General features: G+C 58.2%; 22 protein-coding genes and 1 tRNA gene. 2 read left to right on the top strand and 21 right to left on the bottom strand.

The window, feature by feature from the left end; genetic code table 11:
- Positions 1-14: 14 nt before the first annotated feature.
- Together A6X21_RS24910 and A6X21_RS22830 are read right to left on the bottom strand one after the other, a co-directional pair.
- Positions 15-90: transfer RNA gene (locus A6X21_RS24910), tRNA-Leu, on the bottom strand.
- A gap of 5 nt (positions 91-95) precedes the next feature.
- Entirely contained in the window at positions 96-905 is an 810-nt protein-coding gene (locus A6X21_RS22830; protein ID WP_068853275.1) for a DNA-methyltransferase, read from the bottom strand.
- A gap of 942 nt (positions 906-1,847) precedes the next feature.
- Here A6X21_RS22830 and A6X21_RS22820 point away from each other — a divergent pair.
- Both A6X21_RS22820 and cdd read left to right on the top strand, forming a co-directional pair.
- Positions 1,848-3,416, top strand: a complete 1,569-nt coding sequence (locus A6X21_RS22820) for a patatin-like phospholipase family protein (RefSeq protein ID WP_068853271.1) — start codon at positions 1,848-1,850, stop codon at positions 3,414-3,416.
- 278 nt (positions 3,417-3,694) lie between these two features.
- Complete coding sequence (gene cdd, locus A6X21_RS23925; RefSeq protein WP_131818509.1) at positions 3,695-4,717, top strand: cytidine deaminase; 1,023 nt, start codon at positions 3,695-3,697, stop codon at positions 4,715-4,717.
- Between the two features lie 10 nt (positions 4,718-4,727).
- Here cdd and A6X21_RS22810 read toward each other — a convergent pair whose 3' ends face one another.
- The 19 genes from A6X21_RS22810 to A6X21_RS22725 all read right to left on the bottom strand — a co-directional run bounded on the left by A6X21_RS22810 (position 4,728) and on the right by A6X21_RS22725 (position 23,094).
- A complete protein-coding gene (locus tag A6X21_RS22810) occupies positions 4,728-6,341 on the bottom strand; it encodes a glycosyltransferase (RefSeq protein ID WP_068853267.1) in 1,614 nt (537 codons plus the stop codon).
- Between the two features lie 2 nt (positions 6,342-6,343).
- Positions 6,344-7,570, bottom strand: coding sequence for a hypothetical protein (locus A6X21_RS22805; protein WP_068853264.1), 1,227 nt, complete (start codon positions 7,568-7,570; stop codon positions 6,344-6,346).
- 14 nt (positions 7,571-7,584) lie between these two features.
- Positions 7,585-9,483 carry a hypothetical protein gene (locus A6X21_RS22800; protein WP_068853260.1) on the bottom strand — a complete coding sequence of 633 codons (1,899 nt, stop codon included), beginning with the start codon at positions 9,481-9,483 and terminating at the stop codon, positions 7,585-7,587.
- A 9-nt stretch (positions 9,484-9,492) separates the two neighbouring features.
- Positions 9,493-11,910 carry a coiled-coil domain-containing protein gene (locus A6X21_RS22795; RefSeq protein WP_068853257.1) on the bottom strand — a complete coding sequence of 806 codons (2,418 nt, stop codon included), beginning with the start codon at positions 11,908-11,910 and terminating at the stop codon, positions 9,493-9,495.
- A gap of 3 nt (positions 11,911-11,913) precedes the next feature.
- Positions 11,914-12,069: a hypothetical protein gene (locus A6X21_RS24905; RefSeq protein ID WP_165603912.1), complete on the bottom strand. Its 156-nt coding sequence runs from the start codon at positions 12,067-12,069 to the stop codon at positions 11,914-11,916.
- A complete protein-coding gene (locus A6X21_RS22790; RefSeq protein ID WP_068853254.1) occupies positions 12,069-12,470 on the bottom strand; it encodes a hypothetical protein in 402 nt (133 codons plus the stop codon). Before A6X21_RS22790 ends, A6X21_RS24905 begins: the two co-directional genes overlap by 1 nt.
- A 9-nt stretch (positions 12,471-12,479) precedes the next feature.
- Complete coding sequence (locus A6X21_RS22785; protein ID WP_068853250.1) at positions 12,480-12,929, bottom strand: hypothetical protein; 450 nt, start codon at positions 12,927-12,929, stop codon at positions 12,480-12,482.
- A gap of 2 nt (positions 12,930-12,931) precedes the next feature.
- Positions 12,932-13,918: a phage tail tube protein gene (locus A6X21_RS22780; RefSeq protein ID WP_068853247.1), complete on the bottom strand. Its 987-nt coding sequence runs from the start codon at positions 13,916-13,918 to the stop codon at positions 12,932-12,934.
- 3 nt (positions 13,919-13,921) lie between these two features.
- The gene (locus tag A6X21_RS22775) at positions 13,922-14,887 is read right to left on the bottom strand and encodes a hypothetical protein (RefSeq protein WP_068853246.1); all 966 of its coding nucleotides are present in this window, start codon (positions 14,885-14,887) and stop codon (positions 13,922-13,924) included.
- The gene (locus A6X21_RS22770) at positions 14,884-15,258 is read right to left on the bottom strand and encodes a hypothetical protein (protein ID WP_131818508.1); all 375 of its coding nucleotides are present in this window, start codon (positions 15,256-15,258) and stop codon (positions 14,884-14,886) included. The genes A6X21_RS22775 and A6X21_RS22770 overlap by 4 nt, the downstream gene beginning before the upstream one ends.
- An 8-nt stretch (positions 15,259-15,266) precedes the next feature.
- A complete protein-coding gene (locus tag A6X21_RS22765) occupies positions 15,267-15,989 on the bottom strand; it encodes a hypothetical protein (RefSeq protein ID WP_068853242.1) in 723 nt (240 codons plus the stop codon).
- Positions 15,990-15,991: 2 nt separating this feature from the next.
- Positions 15,992-17,065, bottom strand: a complete 1,074-nt coding sequence (locus A6X21_RS22760; protein WP_068853238.1) for a hypothetical protein — start codon at positions 17,063-17,065, stop codon at positions 15,992-15,994.
- Between the two features lie 35 nt (positions 17,066-17,100).
- Positions 17,101-18,048, bottom strand: coding sequence for a hypothetical protein (locus A6X21_RS24900; protein ID WP_068853235.1), 948 nt, complete (start codon positions 18,046-18,048; stop codon positions 17,101-17,103).
- Between the two features lie 37 nt (positions 18,049-18,085).
- Positions 18,086-18,589 (bottom strand): hypothetical protein, encoded by a 504-nt coding sequence (locus tag A6X21_RS22750; RefSeq protein ID WP_068853232.1) that lies wholly within the window; start codon positions 18,587-18,589, stop codon positions 18,086-18,088.
- A gap of 1 nt (position 18,590) precedes the next feature.
- The gene (locus A6X21_RS22745) at positions 18,591-18,851 is read right to left on the bottom strand and encodes a hypothetical protein (protein ID WP_131818507.1); all 261 of its coding nucleotides are present in this window, start codon (positions 18,849-18,851) and stop codon (positions 18,591-18,593) included.
- Between the two features lie 98 nt (positions 18,852-18,949).
- Positions 18,950-19,357 (bottom strand): hypothetical protein, encoded by a 408-nt coding sequence (locus A6X21_RS22740; protein WP_068853227.1) that lies wholly within the window; start codon positions 19,355-19,357, stop codon positions 18,950-18,952.
- Positions 19,358-19,469: 112 nt separating this feature from the next.
- Positions 19,470-20,384, bottom strand: coding sequence for a major capsid protein (locus A6X21_RS22735; protein WP_131818506.1), 915 nt, complete (start codon positions 20,382-20,384; stop codon positions 19,470-19,472).
- Between the two features lie 96 nt (positions 20,385-20,480).
- Complete coding sequence (locus A6X21_RS22730; RefSeq protein ID WP_068853222.1) at positions 20,481-21,617, bottom strand: hypothetical protein; 1,137 nt, start codon at positions 21,615-21,617, stop codon at positions 20,481-20,483.
- Complete coding sequence (locus tag A6X21_RS22725; RefSeq protein WP_068853220.1) at positions 21,610-23,094, bottom strand: phage portal protein; 1,485 nt, start codon at positions 23,092-23,094, stop codon at positions 21,610-21,612. The genes A6X21_RS22730 and A6X21_RS22725 overlap by 8 nt, the downstream gene beginning before the upstream one ends.
- Positions 23,095-23,096: the final 2 nt, after the last annotated feature.

The raw sequence follows: 23,096 nt of genomic DNA, 5'->3' as shown, positions 1-23,096 counted from the left end.
AGGCTCTCGAGTGCCCAAGACAGGAATCGAACCTGCACGGGAGTGATCCCACTAGCTCCTGAAGCTAGTGAGATTATGCCAAATGCCACTCGAAATTACACCGCAGAGCAGGGGGGCGGCGGTTTTTTTGCACTCCTTTTTTGTGGTCTGGCAATCGCCTCCGGCCCCTTCGAGGCGAGCAGCTCCAGCCGCTTGGCCGCAATCTCGCAGTACGCCTCGGAAAGCTCGATCCCGATGGCCCTCCTGCCGCTGGTCTGGGCAGCCACCAGTGTGGTGCCAGACCCGGCAAACGGATCCAGAACCATGCCACCAGTCGGGCAGATCTGCACCAGCTCCAGCAGCAGGGCCGTGGGCTTGCCCGTCATATGGTGTTTATCATCCTGCCGCACCTGATGCCGCAGACAGCCGGGAAACGGCCCCGCATCTGTACGGTTTGCGCATTTTCCGAGAGTCCCCCAGGGGATGAATTCGCACTGGTGCCGGATGTAGCCTTTGTGGGGTGCCCTGGAAGCCAGACCCTTATCCCAGGCCATTGTGCCGCGGTGAATGAAATCGGCCCCCTGCATGGCGTTGGTGATCGTCGGAAGTTGCCGCCAATCCGTGAACACCATCGCATACGAGGCTTCCCGCAAGGATTTCCGGCAGAGCTTCAGCCAGAGCATCGACCACCAGCCGTAACTGATCGAATCCTTGTTATCGCCGTCGAAACTCACCCGCCCGCAGTTATGGCCATTTTGGCAATACTTGAGCCGTGGGTCGCATTTCGCTCCCCCACCGGCGGCCCCTGAGCAATAGGGGGGATCGGTCAACAGCGTATCGACTGCCAGGCCGCCCAATGTGGGCAGCACCTCGAACAGATCGCCGTGGTAAAGCGTCACGGCACCGCTTTGGAAAAAGGGGGACATCCTTGCCTCCGAAAATGGGAAGAATCGGCACAACTGACACAACCAGAGCCAATTCTGGAGGCGGAGGGCGAGCGGTCACGGCAAGCCGCTGGAGGTGTACTAATTTGGGATTGATGCGGCGCATGGATGCCCCAGTGGGTGCATCCCGGCTGCTTGCTCAGTCGGCGATGTCGGCGGCGGGGTTGTTCGCGCAGCCTCGCCGCCACCTTGTTTTGTGACACCACTCGTTGTTACCGCGAACAAATGCGCTGCGCAAGTGCAGATTGATTCTGCGTGGAATCATGTTCCGAAAGCCGGTTCAGTCCATCAGCCTCAAAAAGGAGTTACAGGCACATGAGATCCGTTCTTCACTTGGAACTCATTAAGGCTGAATGAACACAATGGGAGGACACTGATCATGAGCATCACAAAGGTGATTCGTTAGACGCCCAATCAACAGGTTGACAAAGAGTGGACTTCCGTACATACTCTGATTTGGTATGGTGAACCTGATCCAATCAATCACCTGTTGCATGTGAAACTCGACTAGATTCCACTTGATTGATGTGATGCATAACGTGAACTGAAAAATCAAATACGAAATGGGGTCAATTCGATGCAGGGAATTTTCATGTAACGACTTATTGAATTCGGCTTCCAGATCATAATGAAGCCTTGACAGAAAAACCGTCTTAGAATTTACGCTAACAAAGTTCGGCAGATTTCGCTGGAAAAACTCCCTTTCGTCCGTAGTAACTTGATCTAAAGGAATAATCGAAGGAATCGACACCATCGCACTCTTAACGATAATGCGGACATCGATCATAACTTCCAATAACCACGCCTCCATGAGATTGAAAACATTGTATCGGCTAGCAGAAACGTTTCGATACACTTGTCCATTCAGCTCGTGTGAAATACATGACTCTTCTGAAAAACGTTTGAGAGGTGTGATCTAATATCATGCAAGCATTTGGAATCTTTGAAGGCGGTGGTGCGAAAGGAGTTGCTCACATTGGTGCGCTTGCAGCTGTGGAAGAACACAAGATCGATTTCATTGGCGTCGCCGGATCGTCAGCCGGGGCAATTATTGCAGTGCTTGTCGCCTGCGGATACAAGGCTGAGGAACTCTACAGCCCAGCAGGAGATAGCGGTCTCCTCAAGGACTCATTTAAGCCATTTCTTTCTGACAATGACCAAAAAACGTACCGGTCCATCCAGGAGTCGTTGAAACGAATTGGGGCGAATAAGTCTTCATACAATTGGGTCACATCGTTACTTGCCGAAGCCTGGTCGCAGAAAAAAGCACTTAAACATTCCCACAAAACTTTGGGACTACTGACAACGGAACATTTTGAAGCATGGCTCGAACAGCGATTGTTACACAAGTTAAGGGAACATGACCCTAATTACGCTCCCACCGCAACGCATGGAAAAGTAGCATTCAAGGACATTACGCTTCCACTAAAGATCATTGCATCGAACCTCACTGAGAATAAAATACGCATTTTTTCTAATTCCCACGAGGACGACCGTGACCGTGAAGAAAGTGTTTCAGAGGCCGTAGGAGCATCAATTGCCTTGCCACTCCTTTTTGCTCCAAAGAAACACAATGAAGGACTGTTCTCAGATGGTGGATTAATGTCTAACTTCCCAGTTTGGGTGTTTGACGAAGAACGTAAGACAGCTCCATTACTAACACCAACATTCGGCTTTCGACTAGTTGAAAGAAGAAATGGCCCTTTAAGTCCTAAAAAACAAGACGATGGCCAGCAAAGCCCCACCCTCATGGAGTATTTGTGGAGTGTCGCTAAAGCAGGATTGTTTGGAGACAATTCCCTCGAGACACGCCAGGTTTCCACTCTCCACGAGATTCTCTTGCCAGTAAAACTCCTCACCTATGACCTACTGGCCGATAAGGAGAGTATCCACACGGCTTATGAGGCAGCAAGGGACGCCACAAACAATTATCTGTCGAGACGAGACACCATTTGGAAACAAGAACCTTCTTATATATCTAGCATTCTAACTCTGATTGCGAACAACTTCAGAAACACATACGCTTTTTCAGGCCACTTACGTATCAATATCATGCTTCCGATTACACACGACACCCTTAAGGTTATATACACTCACAACATGAGCGATGAGGATTGCGATGATATGCTTGAACTCCCAATTGGATGCGGTGCTGCCGGTCATTGCTGGTCGAGCCTGCGGCCTGTAGTTTGTGACCTATTACATGCAAAACAAGTATTTAGTGATAAATGGAAGATGAGCAAGTACCAACAACGCCTAGTACGTCACGATCTTAAATCTCTCCTATCAGTCCCACTCTCCACTTTAACAAATACACAACTAGATGACATGAACATAGATGACCATACTAAGCACAGAGCATTCAGAGGCGTACTAAATTTCGACAGCGACGAGGCAATTGTGCCTATATTCCAGGACTTCCTTTTGAATCATCGAACCGAGATAGACGCTTCATCCAGGATGATTGTCAGTCTACTATCAAATATCTCTTAACAACTCGACATATCAGGAAGGTGACATCATGTCTTCAAAGAAATGCGATGGTAATGTTTTTAATGCTGACACCGAACCAAGACTCCCACGTTGGGAGCCAGTTCAAGGAGATTCTGGCCTCTCTGAGTTACTCGACTCTCCAGACGCTTTTAACGCGAGGATGAAAACCCTTCTAGGGTTAGATGCAGAGGGATTTGTCAAACTTTTTGGTGGGGTTCCTGTTCCCGAGGAGCTTGTTACATTGTGGACAAAACTATCGAGTGAGCAACTGGAAAGACATGCACCACGCTAACATAAACACAGTTCTTGGTGAACAATTGGTGAGTTTGGCGCGACTTGCATGCGACCATGCCTACGCTCCTTATAGTGAATTTCCTGTTGGAGTGTCGATACTAGCTTCCGATGGAAGAATTTTCACAGGAGTTAATGTAGAGAATGCATCTTATGGCTTAACAATCTGCGGTGAGAGAAGCGCATTTGTTTCAGCAATTTCTTGCGGAGCTAAAGAGTTCCTAGGCATTGCCATTTTTACACCTACGGAAACTGCATCATTTCCATGTGGTGCCTGCCGCCAATTTATGGCTGAATTCTGTAGCAATGTTCCGATATTTATCGGTTGTAACAAAGGGGAGATCGTCCACACTAGTGTAGTTGATTTGCTTCCAAACTCCTTTCATTTTTCTCAAGGCGATAAGACCAGCATTTCGACTTACGAGAGAACGCCGCAGCAACTTGCTATGTGCATTGATATTGACAATGTGCTGGCTGCTAGTGATTCTACAATGCGAAAGTGTATTGAGCGAGTGACTAACGGCCGCGTCCATCTATCATATGACGATATTTGCTCGTTTGATTACTGGAGGTGTAGTGATATCCACGGGCAACAAATAACTTATGAGGAATGGAAGGTCTGTCACGACTTGTTTTCTTCTCCTGAGATCATTTCACAAATTGCCGTTCTTCCTGGTGCTGTGGAAGCTGTGAAAGAACTTTCAAAGGGATTTAAAATACACTTTGCAACGTCCAGACTTCCTGCTGCAAGGCAAGCAACTTTGGAATGGCTTCATTCCCATGGTTTTCCTTCTGAAGATACGCATTTTGTTAGTAGCGGCCAGAAGCATCAGGCTGTTGGGCCTGTTTGGGCATGCGTTGAGGATGACCTTAATCAGGCAATGGCCTTCGCAAAGTCGGGATGTTTGTTTCCGTTAGTTATTTCACACCCCTGGAATGCACTTGGAGATCGTACTTGGGCCATTCGTAGAGTCACGGGTTGGGAGCAAGTTCTCGATATTCTTTTATAACCTAGTAGCGTCATGAGATGACTATGTGTTTGTCACGATTGATGTTTAAGCATCCTAACTGCAAGTAAATTTCCCGCATTCGCTCGGGAGTGACATAGTGGGCGGTCACCTGCTGGTTGTCCGGCCCGGGAATGGTCTGTTTCCCAGCGTGAAACTGCCTGCTTTTTGTCAGGTTGATCCCTGCAGCGTGCAGCACCTGGGCGACATGCACATCTTCCTGCCATTCTTTTGTGGGCTCGCTGGCTGCCACAATCGAAACGGCCCTCGGGCTGAGTAAGTAACCAGCCCCGCCGCTGGCTGTTTCGAACGGTCGGCCCGCTGCCACTCGCTGCGGGGTGGGAGTCCCGACGTAATCGGCGGTCATCCGGTCGCGGCCAAGGATCCTCTGGACGTGAACGTAAGTGTCATCGTCGCATTTCAGGACGCGCGAGAACTTGCGATTCGCCACCAGCCACCGGCAAAACCAGATCGTTTTTTCGGTGAGATGCTGGTAATCATCCGGGCAGGGGAGCAAAAGCATATCTCCCCTTTTGTCCGGCAGTGCGACCAGATCAGGACGGCCAACGAGAAACACCAGTTCCACGTCCTCAGGCAGATCTTTTCCCCAAGTCTGCCGGATCGCTTCCCGCTTGTCGCGATAGCGGGCTTGCTCGTTGTCGGCAGACAGTACGCCAATGATCAGCCGTCGATGGTCACTGTCTGGAATTGCTGCTGGCGCGGCTTGTAAAGCCGCCGGGGCTGGCATCTGCTGCAGCCGGTCGAGTGCTCCCACTTCGCGGGCAATCTCGGTGAATCGATCCAGCGAGAGCCGCCCAGGGGCTGTGTAGTTGGATTGGATCATTTGAAACGATGGGTAACCCAGTTCGGCGAATCCCAGCAGATCATTCCGGGCTTTCACTGACCAGGCAAACCCTTTGTAGGGGGATCCATCCGAATAGCCATACAGATGAATCCAGCGAAGCCACGGCAGGCATTTCACAGAACGCCCGGCTTGCCGGTATTTCTGCGGGATGTAAGGTTCAATTCCCCCATGCCCGCGAACTCCCGCATGAAAGCCCAGAAAGGTTTCTCGCTTGGCGACGAAACAGCCGGTGCCGCAGCTATTGATTTCGAAGGGGGCCGCGTGCGGGTTGTCGGCTGATGGATGGGTCGCCCAGTCTCCCCAGTTGCCGTTGCCTCCATATCGCGGCAGATAATGCGTGCCAACTATCGCGGGCTTTCCATCGGCGTTGATCAACCGCCGCCGCAAGTTCGGGCCAAAATACAGCCCGTCGTCAATCGTCGCCGCGAACGCCACCAGGCGAGCCAGAACGCCCGTATCGAGGATCACATGGGAATCGATGCAGCAAACGGCATTTCCGGTTGCATGATCGAAGACCGCTTGCTTGGCCGGGCCTGCTCCCTGAGGTTCGGGCAAGTGTAGATATCGAGCGTTCTGGATTTCTGCAACGTGTTCCCGTTCGGCTTTGATGTGGGTTTCCTTGGCCGATTGCGAAATGACCAAAATTTCCACCTGATCCGTCAGGCCCAAGTCGCGGCGCGTGCGTTGGAGATCGATCAGCGTAAACCACAAAGCCCGCTGATCGTCACAAGTGGGAATGCCGATGGTGAGTATTGGTTTCATGGTTATGGTTCCTCGGGTGGGCCTTCTTCAGTGCCGGCTTCTGTGCCGCCCCCTTCACATGGGTAACTGGCTGTTGTTCCACAAGGCACGGTCAAGGTGGGAGCAGTCCCCGGAACAACAAGCTGGGCGGGGCATGATCCGCCCCCGGAGACACTGCAGGAGGTCGCCAGGTTGTAAAGGCTGTGAGTCACGCCACCGACCACACACCAGGCAGCCGCTGCCAGCGTGTAACTGCAGGTGCCCGGTGCAGCCGTCCCGGTTCCGCTCGTTGTCCCTGTTCCAGTCGGTGCCGTGGTGCCAGTGCCGCCGCTTGTGCCTGTCCCGGTACCTGTGGGTGGCGTTGTCCCGGTGCCTGTGCTGGATGGATCGCCGGTATTCGTCCCCTCAGTGGGTGGCGTCGTGCCTGTCCCGGTTGTGGTTCCGGTCGCTGTTCCGGTCGCTGTGCCAGTGCTGCTCGAACAATCGGCAGGGGCCGGGCCGCAAGGGGTGACCACGATCTGACCGGGATATTCGCCCGGGTAATCTGGTGGGCAGGCTTCGCAACCATCTTGACCGGAACACATGCCACCACTGCCGACCACCCAGGGGAATGCACCAGTCCATTCCCAAGCCGTGGAGGTCATCGGCGGGCAGGTCGCTGTTGTGCCTGTGCTGGTCGTGGTGCCTGTGCCTGTCCCGGTATCCGTTCCTGTGCCAGTGCTCGGCGTGCAATCGCCGCATGTGACCGGAACAAGTTCTAATGTCGCTGGCCAGAGTGGCGTCATTTCATCCGGTGCCGGAGTCGCCGTCAGGGTGCGACTGATCGAGCAATCCATTTCGTTCGTGCGATAGCTGACGGTCTGTCCCTGCAGGCTCAAAATCACGACAGGAGGTTCAGCCGACTCGTTCATCTGCAGGGACATATACCGCAACAATGGAACATCGGCAGAACTGGTCACCCATCCGCAATCGCTGGAACGGGTGAAGCATCGCGTCCCGTTGAATTGCTCCAAGTCGCCCGCGAAGCCGCTGGCCTCAATGCGGAAACACTCCGTTTCGCAATCGGTGCAGGGGGGCTCCTCATCCCAAGGGCCGGTGAAGTCGATCGGGGGCCATGGGCCGCCGACTGGGACGCCTTCGCCCTGGGGCCGTTGGAGCTTCCACAAACGCTCAATGTCCACGTCGTGAATGTTCCCCTTGCGCTCGAGGGCATTCAGTCGCTGCTCAAATGATCGAAAGTCGGCGGGCATGTCGGCCACTCCTGCTACTGTTCCAGACCCGTTTCCTCGTCGATGTACGCAATGCGGTAATTGTCCCGCACTCCCACCACTTGCCGGACGTTGTAGCCCTTGTAAGTTTTGAACACCTCGAAGAAGAGCGTTCGCCCCTGGTACTGCGTCACCTGCTCCAAGGCCTTGATCTTCAGCCGCTCCCGCAGCTCGGCAGGGTCGATGCTGAGCAGCTCCAGCCAGTCACTGGAAAAGGTCAACGTCGTCAGCCGCTGGCTGATGTCGTATTCCACGTCCGTCACAATCGCCTTGATCTCCTCCCAGCCAATGGTCAGAGTCCCGCCCGCTCCATCACTGCTGGTAAATGACACCCGGCGATTGAGTCCGGCCCACTGGAAGTCGAGACCATCGAGAGTCAGGCCGCCCCCCCACACAATGTCCTTCCGCTCATCGAGGACAGAACGGGCATACTTCCTAAACTGCTCCATGCGGGCCTCCGTGGTCACTGGTGTGCCCCACTCCTTCCCGGTCGCGAGAAACTCGCTGTATTCCTCCAGCTCCTGCTCCAGACCGGCCACGGTGTAAGCCGTCCCCTCATAGCCTTCTTCCGGCACTCGCACCATCAGCGGGGCCGCATACGGGGCCCAGATCAGCCGCACCGCCGTGGGGGCGTAGGTTCTTTGAGTCGATCCGGGCCGGGCCGTGGGGTGGCGATAGTAGGGGGCCGTTCCCTGAAAGGTCGCAATGCCATTGAGCCAATCAAACCACACGTTTTCAGCGGTTGTCCATGTGGTGCCCCGGTCGTAGGAAATCTGCAACACAGGCCGCCTGCACGGCATGAAGTTGTAGGCATTCATGGGAATGGTGATCCACTGGGGCAACATCTGAGCCCCGCGGCGTTTGATGGCCGGGACAATCTGCCACCGCTGCCAGGTCTGCTCGGTCGTGAAGCCGGACGAATCGCCCCAGGTCTCGAGCTCGATCGGATCGCCCAGGGGTGCGAGCGTGTTGACCGGTGAGGGGTCGGCCTCTGTCGCTTTCGTCCAGCGGAATTCCTCCAGCGTGTTGGTCTCGGGGCCATAGACCCGCATGGCCGTGTGACAATTCTCGATCGAGCTGTTCATGTTGAGCGACAAGACCGGGAACGGCACCTCGGGATCGTTCAGCCGCAAGGTGATCACGCTCGAACTGTCGATCTTCACGAATCGCCACAGCCGCGTCCCGGGCTCGAAGATCAGCCGCATGCGGGGTTCAAACTGCCTGACTCGTTCCACACAGGAACGGATGCCTTCCGATTGAAACACCAATTTTTGCTGCGGCTTGAAGTCAAAGGGCTCCAGATCAGCCGACACAAAGGGAAGCTCGGCGGCTTCGACCGTTCCATCTCCCGGGGCCGCGTTTCGCCACACCAGCGGGTGATAGCTGTACTCCAGAATTCCCGCGAGAATGTTGGCCACAGTCCCATCGTTTCCCACGGAATGGGCATAGTCTTCATCGGCCTCGTTCTTGCAGTTGTAGACCAGGCGGGGCAGGGCTCCCAGAGTCGGCTGGGGCCAGAGCAGTTCGAACGGGTCGCCGGGCTCCCACGGAGCATTGAACAGATTGACCTGTTTGTTGCAGCGGAAAGTGGGGTCAAAACATTCGTAATCGACCCGATTGGCTTCAGCCGGTTGAATCGGTTCCACAAACCCCTCAAAGAGTGGATTGGTGGCTGATTGAGCCGCCCCCCGCACGGTTTCCCCGTCGATCCACACGCGCAGAAAAGCCCCATAGGGAATGGGCCGCGTGTGCTGCGGTTCGGCCACGGAAAAGCTGAGTCGGGCCGCATGCTCGTAGGCAATCTGCAGCTTCAGGTTGGACATTGCCAACTGTTCCAAGTCCAGTTCCGTGAAGGGGCCAAAGGGCTCGGTCTGCATCTCGATGTGTACCGTCATGGCCTCCCCTTACTTAATGCTTCCGCGTTGGGCCCGCTGCCTTTGGGCGGCGGCGTTGCGGTTCAACTGGTTGCTGGTTTCGGCGAGCTGATCCAGCCGCTGTTGGAGAGCTTCGACCGTCTGCTGCGTTTGCACCGCGGCGTTCAATTGCTCCTCCAGCACCTCGATCTGCTCTTTGGCCAGTTGGCCGGTGTCTTTCATTGCATCAATCTGCGACTTGGCCAGATCACGCTGGGCCGCAATCCGCTGTTGGGGGTCAGTCTTGCCCATCCGCTCCTGGCGGAACGCATCGCGCTGGGCGGCCTGAATCACCTTTTTGCGGCGGGCATTCAGCCGGGCTTTCTCCTGGGCTGTTCCGTGGGCCATTGTCCCTCGGTTGGCTCGATCGAACTTCTGGGCGGCGAGCACTCCGGCCCTCGTCTGCAATTGTTTGGTCACAGCTCGGGGGTCTTGATTTTGCAGCAGCCGCTGCCCGTCAATTCCTGCTTTCTGCAGGCCTTCGCCAGCCAGTTGGCGGCGGCGGTTGGCGGTCTCTTCCATGGCCTGCCGCTTCTTTTCTTCCGCTTCTTTGGCCGCTTCCACTTCCTCCCGATGGGCCGCAACGGCATAGCTGGTCGTTTCGCGGGAGAGCTTTCGCTGAAACTCATGTTCGGCTTTCAGCCGCTCCTCGCGAGTCTTGGCAAAAGAGAGATTGCGGTCGCGTTCCTCTTCCAGCAGTCGGATGCGTTGCTGGGCCAGCTCCTTCGTGCTGGCTCCTTCCGCTCGCATCATTTCCAAGGCGGCATTCTGCTGGTTTTCGAGCTGCTCCACGGCGGTCTGGCGAGCTTCGTTATAGACCTGATCACGATAGGCCATTTCTTCGTCGTAACGCTTCTTGGAGGCATCCACGACCCGCTGGAGATGGGCGTTGTACTCTTCCTCGCGCTCCCGCTCGAAGCGGGCTTGATCCTCCCGATAGACTCGTTGGGCTTCCTGCTGCTGCTCGATGATGCGGGCCTGGGCATCGGCCTTTTGCTGCTCCAGTCGCATCAGCAACTGGGTGTGGGCCTGCTGGGCCTGGGCATCAAATTGCAGGGCGGTGGCCCGCTGGCCTGCCAGCTCGCGTTGCCGCCTGATTTCGGCGTCGATCTGTTCCACCGTTTGCAGGCTGGCAATGCGGCGGCTCTCCTGGGCGGCTTTGACCTGCATTTCGACCGCTTCATGGGCGGCCCGGAGTCGATCGAAATGGCCGCGTTCTTTCTCTCGCTGCACATCGAGCCGGGCGTGCATCTCCTCCTGTTCTTTCAGCAGCTTGGCCCGTTCCCGGTAGTTGTCCAGCGACTGGCCTTCGCCCACTAGAATCTGGTCATAGTCGGCAGCCACTTCGAGAATCTGATTCTTCAACTGGTCGAGCAAATCCATGTTTTGCACCCAGTTGTTGGCCCCGCGTGTGGCTGAGGCGTCGATTTCCTTACCGATCGCCACAAAAGCCGATCGCACGGGGATGGCTCGATCCGCCATTTCCACCAGTGCCGTGCCAATCCCCTGCAGATCGCGGCCCACACTGCTTTTGAGCTTGGCCACCGAGGCCTCCATCCGGTCAAGATTCGACTCGAAGACCGGCACCGTCTGGGCCCCGAAGTCATCCCACGTCTGGCCCGCTTCCTGCATCAGCTCGGCCACGGTTTGACCGGTTTTTTTGGCTTGCCGTTCCAGAGCGGCGAAGGCCTCTTTCTGGGCCTCCGTCGAACGGGAGAAGTCCTGCGTTTCCCCCACCTGTTGAATGCCGGTATTGGCAAACAATGCCCTCTGAGCCTGCACACTGGCGGCGGCCCCCACGGCAAAGGTGCTGGTGGCGAGTCGGGCACCAGTGAAGACCGCACCGGCGGCACGTCCTGCAAGCGTGGCTCCCCCTTGTGTCGCCAGTCGTCGACTGGCCAGTTCGGCTCCTTCACCGGCGGCCCATCTGCGGAATGATCCGGCGGCCTGGCTGGTACGACCGAGGCGGGCTTCCACATTTTCCAGCAGTCGGGCCAGTGGCTCGGCTGTGCGGGTCATCTGCACCAGATCACGAGCGGTCGACTGGCTCGCATTCCCCACAGCTCGAATGGCCAGCTCCGAACTGCGAGTCACGCGGGCCAGTCGCTCGGGGCCGCTGGTCTCCTGGGTGATCTTGTTGTAGGCCTGCAGGGCTTCCCGCGAACCATTCACACCGAAGCGAAAGAGCACCAGATTTTCGGCCTGGTCAGCAATGGCCCCGGCCCAGCTCCTCTGGCGGGGGGCGGCTTCTTCCATTTGTTTGGCGAGTTGGGCCACACTGCGGGTCAGCTCCTGCTGCTCCTGTGTGGTCTGATGGGCCGTCTGGCCCACTTGCTCAATCCGTTGGCCCATTTCAGCCAGACCGGGGCCCACCTCATCACGCACGCCAAACGAAAAGACTGCGGCCATCGGTTACTTCCTTTGCTTCGCTTTGCGGGCGGCCTCTTCCTGGATCAGCTCCCAACAGACCAGCCATTCCTCGGCCACATCGGCGGGGAGTGCCTCGAACTCCACCAGCGACAGCCCCAGCCGCTTGCGCAGTGGGGCCGATCGCAGCAGATGGGCCATTACGTCGAGGCTGGCTGAACGTCCCCGGCCTCTGATCCAGAGACGGGCACGCTTACGGACTCCCCCAGCGGAGTCCCTGTCAGCAGCTCAATGGCTTTCTTCGTGATCTGCTGAAAGGCGGTGGGAGACTGCCAGACGACATTTTCCAAGGCCTCCTGGCTGAAGGGTTGCATCGTGCCATCGGGCTGCCGCACATTTCCCCAACCATTCACCAGCGACAGCCGCAACTGAGTGAGTCGGGCATACTGCTGGCCCGATTCATCGCGGGGGAGCGACTCCCACAAGGCATCGTGCTGCATCGCCTCCGCAAAGGTCGGTTTGCGAAAGGAGACCCAGAATGTTCCTTCGGCGGCGGCGATATCGAGCACCACGGAACGTGTCACTTCTTTGAGCTGAAACATACTTTGTCCTTAATCGATGAGCCCGGCCTGTCTCAATTTTTCTTCGAGACGATCCAGCCGAGCTTCCATCAGTCCATTGATCTGGGCGGCCCACTCCTGGGGAATCCGCTGGGGTAGTAAACGTCGAAACTTGTCAAAGGCGGCGGCATAACTGGCTTGATAGACCAGTTGCACCTGGCCGAAATGGCGGCGGCCCTGCCGGGTGCGGGTCGTGAGACTGTTGGCCAGTCTGCGAGAGCGAATCCCGATTGTCTGCCGCACACCTCGCCGGGAATCCTCTGTGCTGGGCCATTGATCCCCGGCATGCGTCTGGCCCTGCGATAAGCGGGAAAACCTTTCCCGCTGGAGACGAATCAGCAGTTGCTCCACCTCCCGGAGCAACTGCCGAAACTCCCGTTCCCACTCCTGCTGGAGCTGCTGCAGCCGCTGGGCGGCCTGCTCCACCGGAATATCAGCCATCGTTAGGCCACGTCCGCAAAAGCCCAGGAAATCGCGGGGTTGTTGCTCATCGGTTTGAGCACCTTGAATTCCAGGGGCTGCTGCAACACTCCCTTCGAGCGGGCGGTATCGGCCTTCTGAAGTGAGAGCCGGTTGAAGGTGGCTGTCACCTGCGTGAAGTTGGTGTCAACGGCTCCCGTCCCCATGTGCGGAATCTTCAGCACCAGCGAAGCCGTGACTTCCTGTTCCTCAAAATCCATTTTGCGGATGGTCTCGGCCCACACCTTGGAGGTCTTGGGCGGGTTCAGAGTGAGCGTCTGAATGGTCGGCCCGGATGGCATGGTGCGGAGCAGTTTTCCCCCGAGATAATCGGGAATCAGTCCGTGCGTGGCCACCAGATTGAAGCCGGAGAAGGGAACACCATTCACCCCCGCCAGATTGAGTGTCACGTCGGTGAAATCGCACTCAATCAGCTTGAAGCGGTCATAAGGGACAGTGGGAGCATTGCCGACTTCCGGCCCGTCTTCTTCATCGGCCACCTGGGGGATGGTTTCGCGGCCCATCAGATCGAGATTGATCGTCACCGGCCCCCCATCCTGACCGGCCAGCGTCCCCTGATTGACGCGCAGGCCTTGATAGCGGTTGTTGTCGAAGTTGACCCCCTCATAGTAGTTGATCGACTTCGAGGCCCGGAACTTGGCTTCCGGATTCCCGAAGGCCCACTCAATGAGGTACTGGGCCAGACTTTCCTCGCCCGCGACGGGATGCCACCCAAAGAGTGGCAACGCCAAAGCCCCCTGTGGCATGCCACGCACGAAGCGGCTGTGGGTCTCCTGCCGGAAGCCGGTGAACTGGTTGCCGCTGCGGACTTCGGTTTGATGCTTGACGTCAAACGTGTCGTAGGGGCAATGCCAGAGGACGGGTGAATTGGGATAATCACCCCATGTTGACTCATCCACAATGGTGATGAACGACTCGAACCCGGTTTGAATTTGGACATCTTGCGGCATGGCCTAAGCTCCTTGATGGTAAAGGTCAGTGCGAGAGAGGAGGCCCAAGACCACCTGCACCTGCAGACAGAGACGGCCACTTGGGCCCGGAAGTTCTTTCTCAGTGATCGAAACGGGGCCCAGGGGGCGGGGAACGTGTCCGATAACGGCCCGCACGAAAGGCATGGCTCCATTGGTGGGAGCGGATGAAATCACGGCCCGCATGAGCTGATCGGCGAGCACTTCGGCCAATGTCTGCCAGCCGACTGGCAACCACGCTTCGAGCACCAGCCGCAAAGGAAGATCTTCGAGCCGGTTCATGGTTTCCTGCACCTGATAGACCTGCCAGCGGGCCGACAGGGCAGGGAGTTCATCGACTGCCGGGCCGCCACGCAACGCCAGCTCGGCGACGTCGGCATCTGTCTCGAAGATGCGGCCCCATTCAAAGCCGTCCGGCCACTCCCAATGGTCAATCGCCTCCCAGACGGCTTGCCGCACACGGGAGACAATTGGCAAGGGATCGGGGAGCGTGATCTCGGGCAGCTCCACGCCCTCGATCGTGTAGCACTGCTGGAAGCTCACCAGAATGGTGGCCAGATAAATGCCCGGGGAGCGGAGCAGGTCTAGCGAGACGAGCGGGGAGGGGAGCAGAGTCAGCAGACGGCCCGAATCGAACTTCCGGCCTGGCAGAGAGTCTTTGAGCGACTCCACAAACTGGTCGAGGGCTTCAATGGTCAGCGAGTCGCGGTTGGCTCCATTCACATTCCGCACAATTTGCAACTGCACGACGCCTTCATCCACTCGCTGATCCTCAGACATGGCCACGGTCTGCACCGAATCGCACGAAATGAGGAGCAGTTTTGTGCCACGCAGCCGGGTGGCTTCGTCCTGGTCAAAATGACCGACGCGGATTTCGAGCTGCTGATCGGCAGCCAGTTCCAGTTCGAGGGCCGATTGCAGTTCTTCAAGCAGTGCGTGATAGCGGGTCATGTGGCACTCTGGAAAACGGTGTGAATGCGGGTGACGAGGCCTCGAAAATCTTCCCACTCGTAGGGCTGCTGAGCGGGGCTCAAGTGCGTGACGGCATAGACCCGCAGTTCGCCGCCAATCGTTTCTTCGATGGTGTCCCCACGGGTCGGCGTGATGACAGTGCCGGCCAGTTCGAGTTCATCGCTGTGGAACGTCCAATCATGGCTTTGCCACGTGATCTCCAGCCCGTCCGCGTTGTAGCCCCGCTGCCTGCTCTGGCCTCGCACTCCCATGAGTTCGACCGACTGGTTGCCGCGTCGATAAATGACCGTGGCCCCGTTGATCAGCTTCATGGTGTGGAGAGCGGCAGAGATCGAATCGGACATATCCATGGCGGGCCTCACGGGCGGTGGAGACGGCTGAAGAGGCGTTTGCGGGGCTTGCTGGGTGCGGGCTGGTAAGTCACGACAGCCCGGGGGACATTGGCCAGAGTGACGGGCCGACATTGGCCCCCTTCGCAGATCACAGCCGGGGGCCGCAAGGGAGCCGTGGGGCTCAGTGCTGCTTGGGGCTTCTGCTGTGGTTCCTGTTGGGGCCTGGGCGCCTCGGCGGGAGTGGGCTGCGGCTTCTGCATCACGGCGGGAATGGCGGCTGGTGTCGGCATTCGCACCTTGACGGGTGAGGGTGGCAACTCCCAATTCAGCCGGGGAGCGTCGGGGGTGGAGATCGGGTCAGGGATCGGCACTAGGGGCGTCACCAGTACCGGGGGCGTGAGCAGCTCCAGCGGCGTGAGATCGACCGGCGGGAGAGCATTGGCCGCACTCTCGAGCTGCTGGAGACAATCCTCGCACTCCTCGGGGGTCAAGACAGCGGGCGTCAACGGGGCCGGGGCCACGGGCGTGGGAGCCGGTGGAGACTGCGGCACCTCATCGAGGAGCGACAGGAGCGAGAGATGGGCTTCAGCCACGGGACTCAAGACCTGGGCCGGGCGGCTCTCTGTGGTGGGAGCACTGGCGGCGAGCGGCAGTGCCTGCACGAAATGACTCAGGCGGCAGGTGCTGACTCCTGCCAGCACACCAAAGCCGAAAGCCCAGAGAAATGCCAGAACTTTGAACGCACACATGATTACTCCTTCAGTCGGTCAAATAAAGACCAGTCGAGGTCATCGGCAGGAAAGCCGGTGGCGTCGTTGATCGCGTACAGGGTGGAGGATTGACAAATCCGGTCGAACTCGGGCCATGTGACCCAGAACGAACCTTGCGGTTCATCGCCGAGTGGCTTCTTGTGGGCCTGGGCTCCGTGGCTGTTCCAGATCAGGAAATACTTGCGCTCGAGCTTGTCGGAGACGGCACCATCGAAGCCGATCACAGCCATTTGATGAGCCCAGTTCCCGCCACGTCGGCAGACAATGCGGCCATCGATTTCCCGGCCTGCATCAGGCCGCCAAGTGGTCGAGAGTGTGAGCGGGTAGCCATTGTCGAGAGCGGCGGCGGCCTCGGCGGCAGAGCGGATCGGGTAAGCATCGCCGGTGCGTTGTTTGCCCAGGGCAATCAGGCGGGCCGGTGGCCCGTTGCAGCCCCAGTCATCAGCGAGCCGCCCGGAATAAGGCACCCCCGCTTCTTCCGCTGTGACCACACCGAATTCTCGAAAGGCTTTGATGGCGGATGAGGGATAAGCCCCGGCTCTGCGGCAGGGGAGTTTCGGCCCATCGACCAGTACCCGCGTGGCTCCATAGGTATAGGGCGGAAACGGATCAATCACCCGTTGGGGTCTGCCACTGGCCACCTGCACCGAGAGCCGCAGCTTGTAGGCATTGCAGAAGCCCTGGCTCACACAGTCCCCCGTCTCCTGGAACATCGCCGGAAACTGCTGGCCCACAGGCTTCGATGGGGTCGAGACCTTCACGGCGGCCCGATAGAGCCGGGCATTGGCCGACTGGTGGCGCTCGAGGTTTTCGTCACCTTCCGCCGCGAAGGGCATGGGGAACAGGGCATCATTGGTGGCCGCATCGACCTCCGCGAAGTCGTCGGGGAGGCCCAAGTTCTGATCGGGGCCAGCGTCCGGGCGAATCTCCACAGGGGGGGCTGGCTCGGCGGCTGGGCCTGCGGGATTGGGGGGCATGACGACCACGGCCACGCACAGCACACCGCAGATCGAGAGAATGGCGAGCAGCACTCGCAACCATAACTTCCACTGCATGAATCACACTCCTTTGATGAGGGCTGCCCCGGGACTTAGACGGCGGCCCGGAAAGCGGCGGCCACGGTGTCGCAGAAGTCGGCCCAATCGGTCATCGTTTTCAGCAGTCCATCCATGTAGACCCGCTGAATCTCCGTCTTGGCCGCACTCTTGAGGGGTTGCCACTCGGCGGGGAGTGCGGCCAGCTCGCCCACCATGATCTGGAGCACTGCGTTAGGGGTGGTCAGTGTCCCCTTGCGAATCTTTTCGGCGACGTCTTCTGCCGATGTCGCCAGTTGGGGGCAGCGTGTGGCCCGCTCCTGGGGGCTCACCAGCCGGGCGGCGGCGGCCAGCTTGTCACGGATCGCAAACCGATCGGGGGGCAAGGGCTTGTCCGGTTCCGGTGGCGTGGGGCCTGGTGGAACGGGTGGAGGCTGTGGGCCTGCAGGCTTCACAGGATCGGGCTTGGCAGGCTGGGGGCCGACTGGCTGCGGTGTCACTGGTTGTGGTGTCACCTGGGGCCGGAGTTCTTCGAAGCGGATTGACCACTCGAAGAGCGTGTTCCCTGCCGCATCGCGAGTCGCTTTCACCTGGGCGGTTTCGGCAGGCTTTTCGATGTTCGTGCGGGCCTGCGACTCGGGGAGACAACCCGCCAGACAGCAGCTCATCACCAGAAAGGGAATGAGAGCGTACAGCCGCCCTGCAGACGGTGGCTGCTCTGTGGGCGACTCAGGGGGATCGAGGGATTTGAGAACTAGAATCTCGTTTGGCCCCTCCAGCCCCTGGGCCAGTTGGTTAATGGTGCTGTTCGTCGTCAGGGCATGACGCAGCGAAGCGGCCACGCCCGCGAGTGCCGCCACATAGATGGCTTCTCTCCCTTCGGACGGGAGCAGCCCCAGCAGGTCGCACACGGCGAGAATGACCAGCAGCCCCGAAAGGGTGTAGGTTTTTTTGCCAGTCGATTTCTCGATCAAGGCGATGGCCAGTTGGACAATGTTATTCACGAATCATTCCCCTAGCGGATTGAGTGAATGGGCCGAATCAGCCAGCGATTTCCATCGCTTCGAGACTGGAGGCCATGGCCGGGGTTGGCGTGGTGGCGTTCCAGAGTTGATTCAGCAGGAAATTCCCTGAGCTGGTGGCATTTCTGGCCAGTCTCACGGAGTAGGTTTGTTGTGCGGTTGAATTGGGTGCGTCCGTAAACTGGAACACATCGGTTTCGGTGGAAAAGGCCTGTCGCTGCAGACCAAAGACAGCAATCACGGTCGTTCCCCTGAGCACAGTCAGCAGGAAATACTTGTTCGACGGCCCGTCATCGGTATTGTTGCTGCTGCCGCTGATCTGGATTTGCAGCCGCACCAGGTTGGCCGCGTTGGCCGGAGTAATGGTGCGACTGAGGACTTCCGTGCCGCTGGTGTTCGTCGGCGTTGTGGACATGGTGGACGTGATCGTCGCGGTATCGGTTCGCGTGGTGACCACGCGCTGCAGCACCACTCCCGCACTTCCGCCATTACCTCCACCGCCGGGTGCATTGCCGAACTTCATGTTATTCGGCTCCCCACTCGATCGATTGATTGGCAGCACTGGCCCGCACGGCCAGTTGAGAGGGCTGCGTTTTCAGGTCGGGGAGAAACTCCCCAGCCGCCAGCGTGATTCCATCGGCATCAGCATCATTCACATCTCTGACATTCACTGTGCCCGTGTTTCCAGGCATGGCCCGGATTAACGTGCGCAGGCCACTGGTGGCCTTGTCGTGAATGGGGACATGAGCCACGGTGCTGATGTTGTCCATACGTCGCGAAAGCATTGAAAACTCCTCCCACAAGTGCTGGCAGGTCATACGTCGCCGCACAACCTGCCAGCACTTCCACCCGTCCTGCACAGCGGCTGGCAGCCGCACGCGAGTTAGAACACCAGGCTGAGTGTGGCACTGGCTCCCGAGGCATTGGCCGCCCCGGTTTTTGTCGCCTTCAGTCGCACCCAGGGCAGCACATCGGAAGGAAGCCGCACGCGATCCGAGGCCGCCAGAGCACCAATTCCACCTGCTCCCGTCTGGGTGAAAAGGGTGCCATAGAGTGGCACGGGCGAAGTGAAGGCTTCGTCGACCGATTGCTCTAGGGCATAGGAGACGGTCTGGCCATCGGGGAGCCGGGCCGTGGTCAATGCGGGGGCTTCGATCAGCAGCTCAGCGTTGGCGGTGAACTCATAGCCCGCGGCATTCACCTGAATAGCGGCGGAAACTGTCGAGGCCACACCGTTGGGCAAGGCAAACGACTTTTGCAGGCTGGCATCTTTGAGATTGGGCAGAGGCATGGCAGAGGCCTTTCAGAAAAGTGGGCTGCACGGGCCAGCCCACTGATGAAACACAGAAGAAAAACGGACGCATCAATCACACGCACAGCACCGACAGAAGACGGCGAGCGGATTAGGTCACCGCTGGCTCGTTGTCCTTGAGTGCCTCGGTCAACATGATGGGAATGTTCCCCACTTCGGTGGGGAGCGGTGCCGGTGTGCCGGTCGCATTGGTTGCTGTGCGACTCTTGCGGAGTTCGTTCAGCGACTTGGTGTTCATCAGGAACATGTCGGGCCGCACGTCGGCGGGGAACTTGGCCAGCAGATCGAACATCAGGTCATCGTTGAGCGTGTGACCGGTCGTTCCATCGAGGTTGGCAATCCGGGCCGCACTGTGGCGAGAACCAAGCTGGAGACCCACACGGGTGTTGATTTCCTGCAGAATCCCCGTGTAGGGCTTGCCGTTGGCATCGTAGAGCGTCTGCTCTCGTTCCGGTGTGACCACCAGGCCAGTACCATCCTGAGCCCAGAGCCACTGGACATGCTGCGGGCCGAACTTCACGGCCCAGACGGAACGGCCACCAGCTCCTTCGGCATCCAGCGTCATGCCGGTGAGGTCATACTGAGCTTCGAGGCCTGGGAAGCCTTTCGCATCATTGTTGACACCGTAGTAAAACTGCATGGCCAGATGGATCATCGACCCCAACATGATCCCCTGAGCCTCGCGAGCCATGGCCGCTGCCGGGCCGTCTTCATCCGCCATGGCCACGGCTTTATCCATCGCCCACTGCGGGTTGAAAATCATCGCTTCAAACGTCTTGTTGACGTATTCGCTTTTGACTCGTTCCGTCCCTTCGTTGGCAGAACGGAAGCCACCTTTGGGGACTGAGTTTCGCACCAGCACGGGGTAACTGATCCCTTTAATGGTGCGGGCCGCTCCCAGTTGCAGCTCGGGCGTGGCAACAACGGTTTCTTCAATCAGCCCGACTGTGCGGTCAGAGCCGTTTTTCTTGGCGATATCCAAGAGAGTGATCATTCCCGTGGGCATGGCGAAATCCTTTCTGGCCCACATGGGCCGACACTTGGCAAAACATCAAACGTGAACAACGGACTGACGGAACACGGGTGGCGGAAAGCGTGCGGCCTAACTCTGCTGCGTTTGGCCGGGCATCTGGAAACCTGCCGCAAACCGCGACAGACCGGGGGGCAGTCGATCGGCAAATTCAGCAGCCTTGGCCGCCAGTTTTTCTTTCTCAGGCTCTTTGGCTGTTGGAGCGGAAAAGCTGACGGGCTGTGCTCCTGCCACTCCCAGGCCTCGCAAAGCATCGAGCTTGCTCTGCAGTTGCTTGTTTTCTTCGCCCACATCGAGAGCGAACTGGGCGGCGGCCTGAGTGAGCGAGAGCCCCTTGGCGAAATACCTGGCCCCATGCGTTTCGCCGAAGGTCTGCATGTAGAACTCGCCGGATGGCTTTTCTTCGTCCTCCTGTTCCTCATCGTCGGAAAGACCATCCTTTGCGGGCTCGGTGGCCTGCTCGTCATTGCTCAAACCGGCTGAGTCCTCCGTGACTCCTCCGTTGGCATCGAGTGCCACCGAAGTGCCGGTGTCTGCTCCATAGGGGCAGATGGCCAGCCCCAGCAGTTCCCATTGGCGGAAGATGACCACAGGGCCTTCCACGGTTATGCCGTTGACTTGAGCTGTCAGTCCTGCACCGAGTTCCTCGATGCTGTATGTCCTCATATTCATGAGGATCGAAGCCTGGTAGGGGACGCCCAGCGCTGACTTGTGCAGCACTTCGGCAGCTCGATCCTGGCCGAACGGGGTCAACATCCCCTTAATGACCAGCATCGCGTCTGAAGGCTCGAAGACATCGGCATAACCCAGCACCTCACTGGGGTTGTGACAGTAATCGATCGTGATGCGGGCCGGGGCAGTCATCCCGGCGAAGTCATGCACGCAGCGATCCCAATACCAGTGGGAAGCCACGCCACCTGTGCGAGCGTTGACCGTGACGGCCACACTGTCCGCAAAGCCAGCAGCTTCCTGCGGCTTGCCGTCGTCTCCCATGCCCTCTTTCGTGGGCTCGGAGAGTCCATCCTTGCTGGCTCCACTCTCGGGCTCCTCGGTGTCATCGGACAAGCCCTCTTTGGTCTTTTCGTCGGTCGAGGTGTCGGAGAAGGCACCCTTCTTCTGGCGGGGTTCAATCGTGAGGGCCGCCGCAAAGCACATCGCTTTGGCGGTCGGCTTGGCGCGTTGGGCCAGTGGCTTTGTGAGACTAGGCATTGTCCTCTCCCTCTCCATTTGGGGGCTGTGATGGCTCGGCAGCGTGGGCCAGTTCGGAGAGCGTCTTGTCGTCGATCTCGGAGACCGAAACGCTCTTCTTGCGCATGTAGTCTTCTTCGCGGGCCAGCTCATCGACGATCTGGTAAAAGTCCGTCCCGCGAAGTCGGCAAATCTGAGTGCGGGAGGCCAGCCGCCCGCGAACAGCCGCCAGATCGGCTGTGATTTCTTTGAGTGGATCGATCCACGGCAGGCCCGCATGAATCCAGCTCCAGCGCATCAGCTCGATTTTGACGCGGCTCGGAATCTGGTTGTTCAGCAGAGCGACAGCCAGCCGCCATTTGAGGAGATGGTTGCGCGTGCGAATGGGGAGCTTCCGGCTGTTGTGGGCCGACTGCTCATACATCAGCAGTGCCTGACGGCTGCCGGAGTACGTGGAAAAGCTCTCGTTGTAAAACGAGTAGGGAATGTCGAAAGTCTTCAGAGTCAAGGCCAGCATCTGCTGGAAGAAGGCCGCCGTATCGGCGGCAGGGGTGCGGCTTTCGAGAAACTCGGCCCGGTCGCCCACATCAAGATCAAGAATCCTCTGGCTGTTGAGGTTGATCTTCGAATAGTCCTGGGCTTCCTCTTCATCATAGGTATCTTTCGTGATGCTGTCCGGATCACCACGAAAGAGCACCAGCCCAAAGAGCTGGGCCAGCTTGATCTTGCCCAGGGTGTAATCAAATCCCTCGTAGAGGTCTTTCAGGGGATTGAGGCCAGCGGCCAAAGGGCTGATGCCGCGTGTCTGGTCGAAGCGATCGAAGCTGGCATACAGCAGCATGTCCCGCACGGGCACCATGCGTTCAAACTGAAAATCGAGGCCAATCTGGCCATAGTCGGTGGTCTTGGCCCGGCGGCAGACGGCATAAGCCAGAGCCCGGCCTGCCTGGTAGACATCAGTATGCACGCCATGGATGACTTCATCCTTGGGGACATCGTTGGGAAGCCCGTTGTAAGGCGTCCTGATGCGATCCCCTTCGATGGCCTGCAACTGTCCATTCTCGAGCTTGAGCAGCCCGCAATCGCCATCGATACACCGGCGGCCCTCGGCGACTCGCAGGAAGGCATCCATATCCATGCGGTGCGCGGCGTCGAAGTTCTCGGGCTGGCTCCACTCAGCGACAAAGTCTTCAAGCCACTGATCGGTGTAATCGTCCCCTGATTTCGCATCGAATGAGAAGGTAGTCGTGTAGTCGAGATGCTTGCGCACCATCCAGCCGACCACGGAGAAATTCTGCTCGATCGTGCGGCTGTCTGAGAGCAACCGGCGGCGGTCTTCGGCGTTCAGTTCCGCATCGGCACTGCGGACGATTCCATCAGCCGGACGGCGGCGGCCATTGTTTTTGACCGCGTCATACGCGAACGCCCCTTCGAGTGATTTGGCAAAGGCCAGACCAGCGCGACGGACAAACGGCGGCAGATAGGCACCGATGGGCAAGA

Origin of the sequence: Planctopirus hydrillae (assembly GCF_001707835.1) — a bacterium.
In the GTDB taxonomy this organism is placed as follows: Bacteria; Planctomycetota; Planctomycetia; order Planctomycetales; family Planctomycetaceae; genus Planctopirus; species Planctopirus hydrillae.
This window is presented reverse-complemented; position numbering and strand designations above follow the sequence as displayed.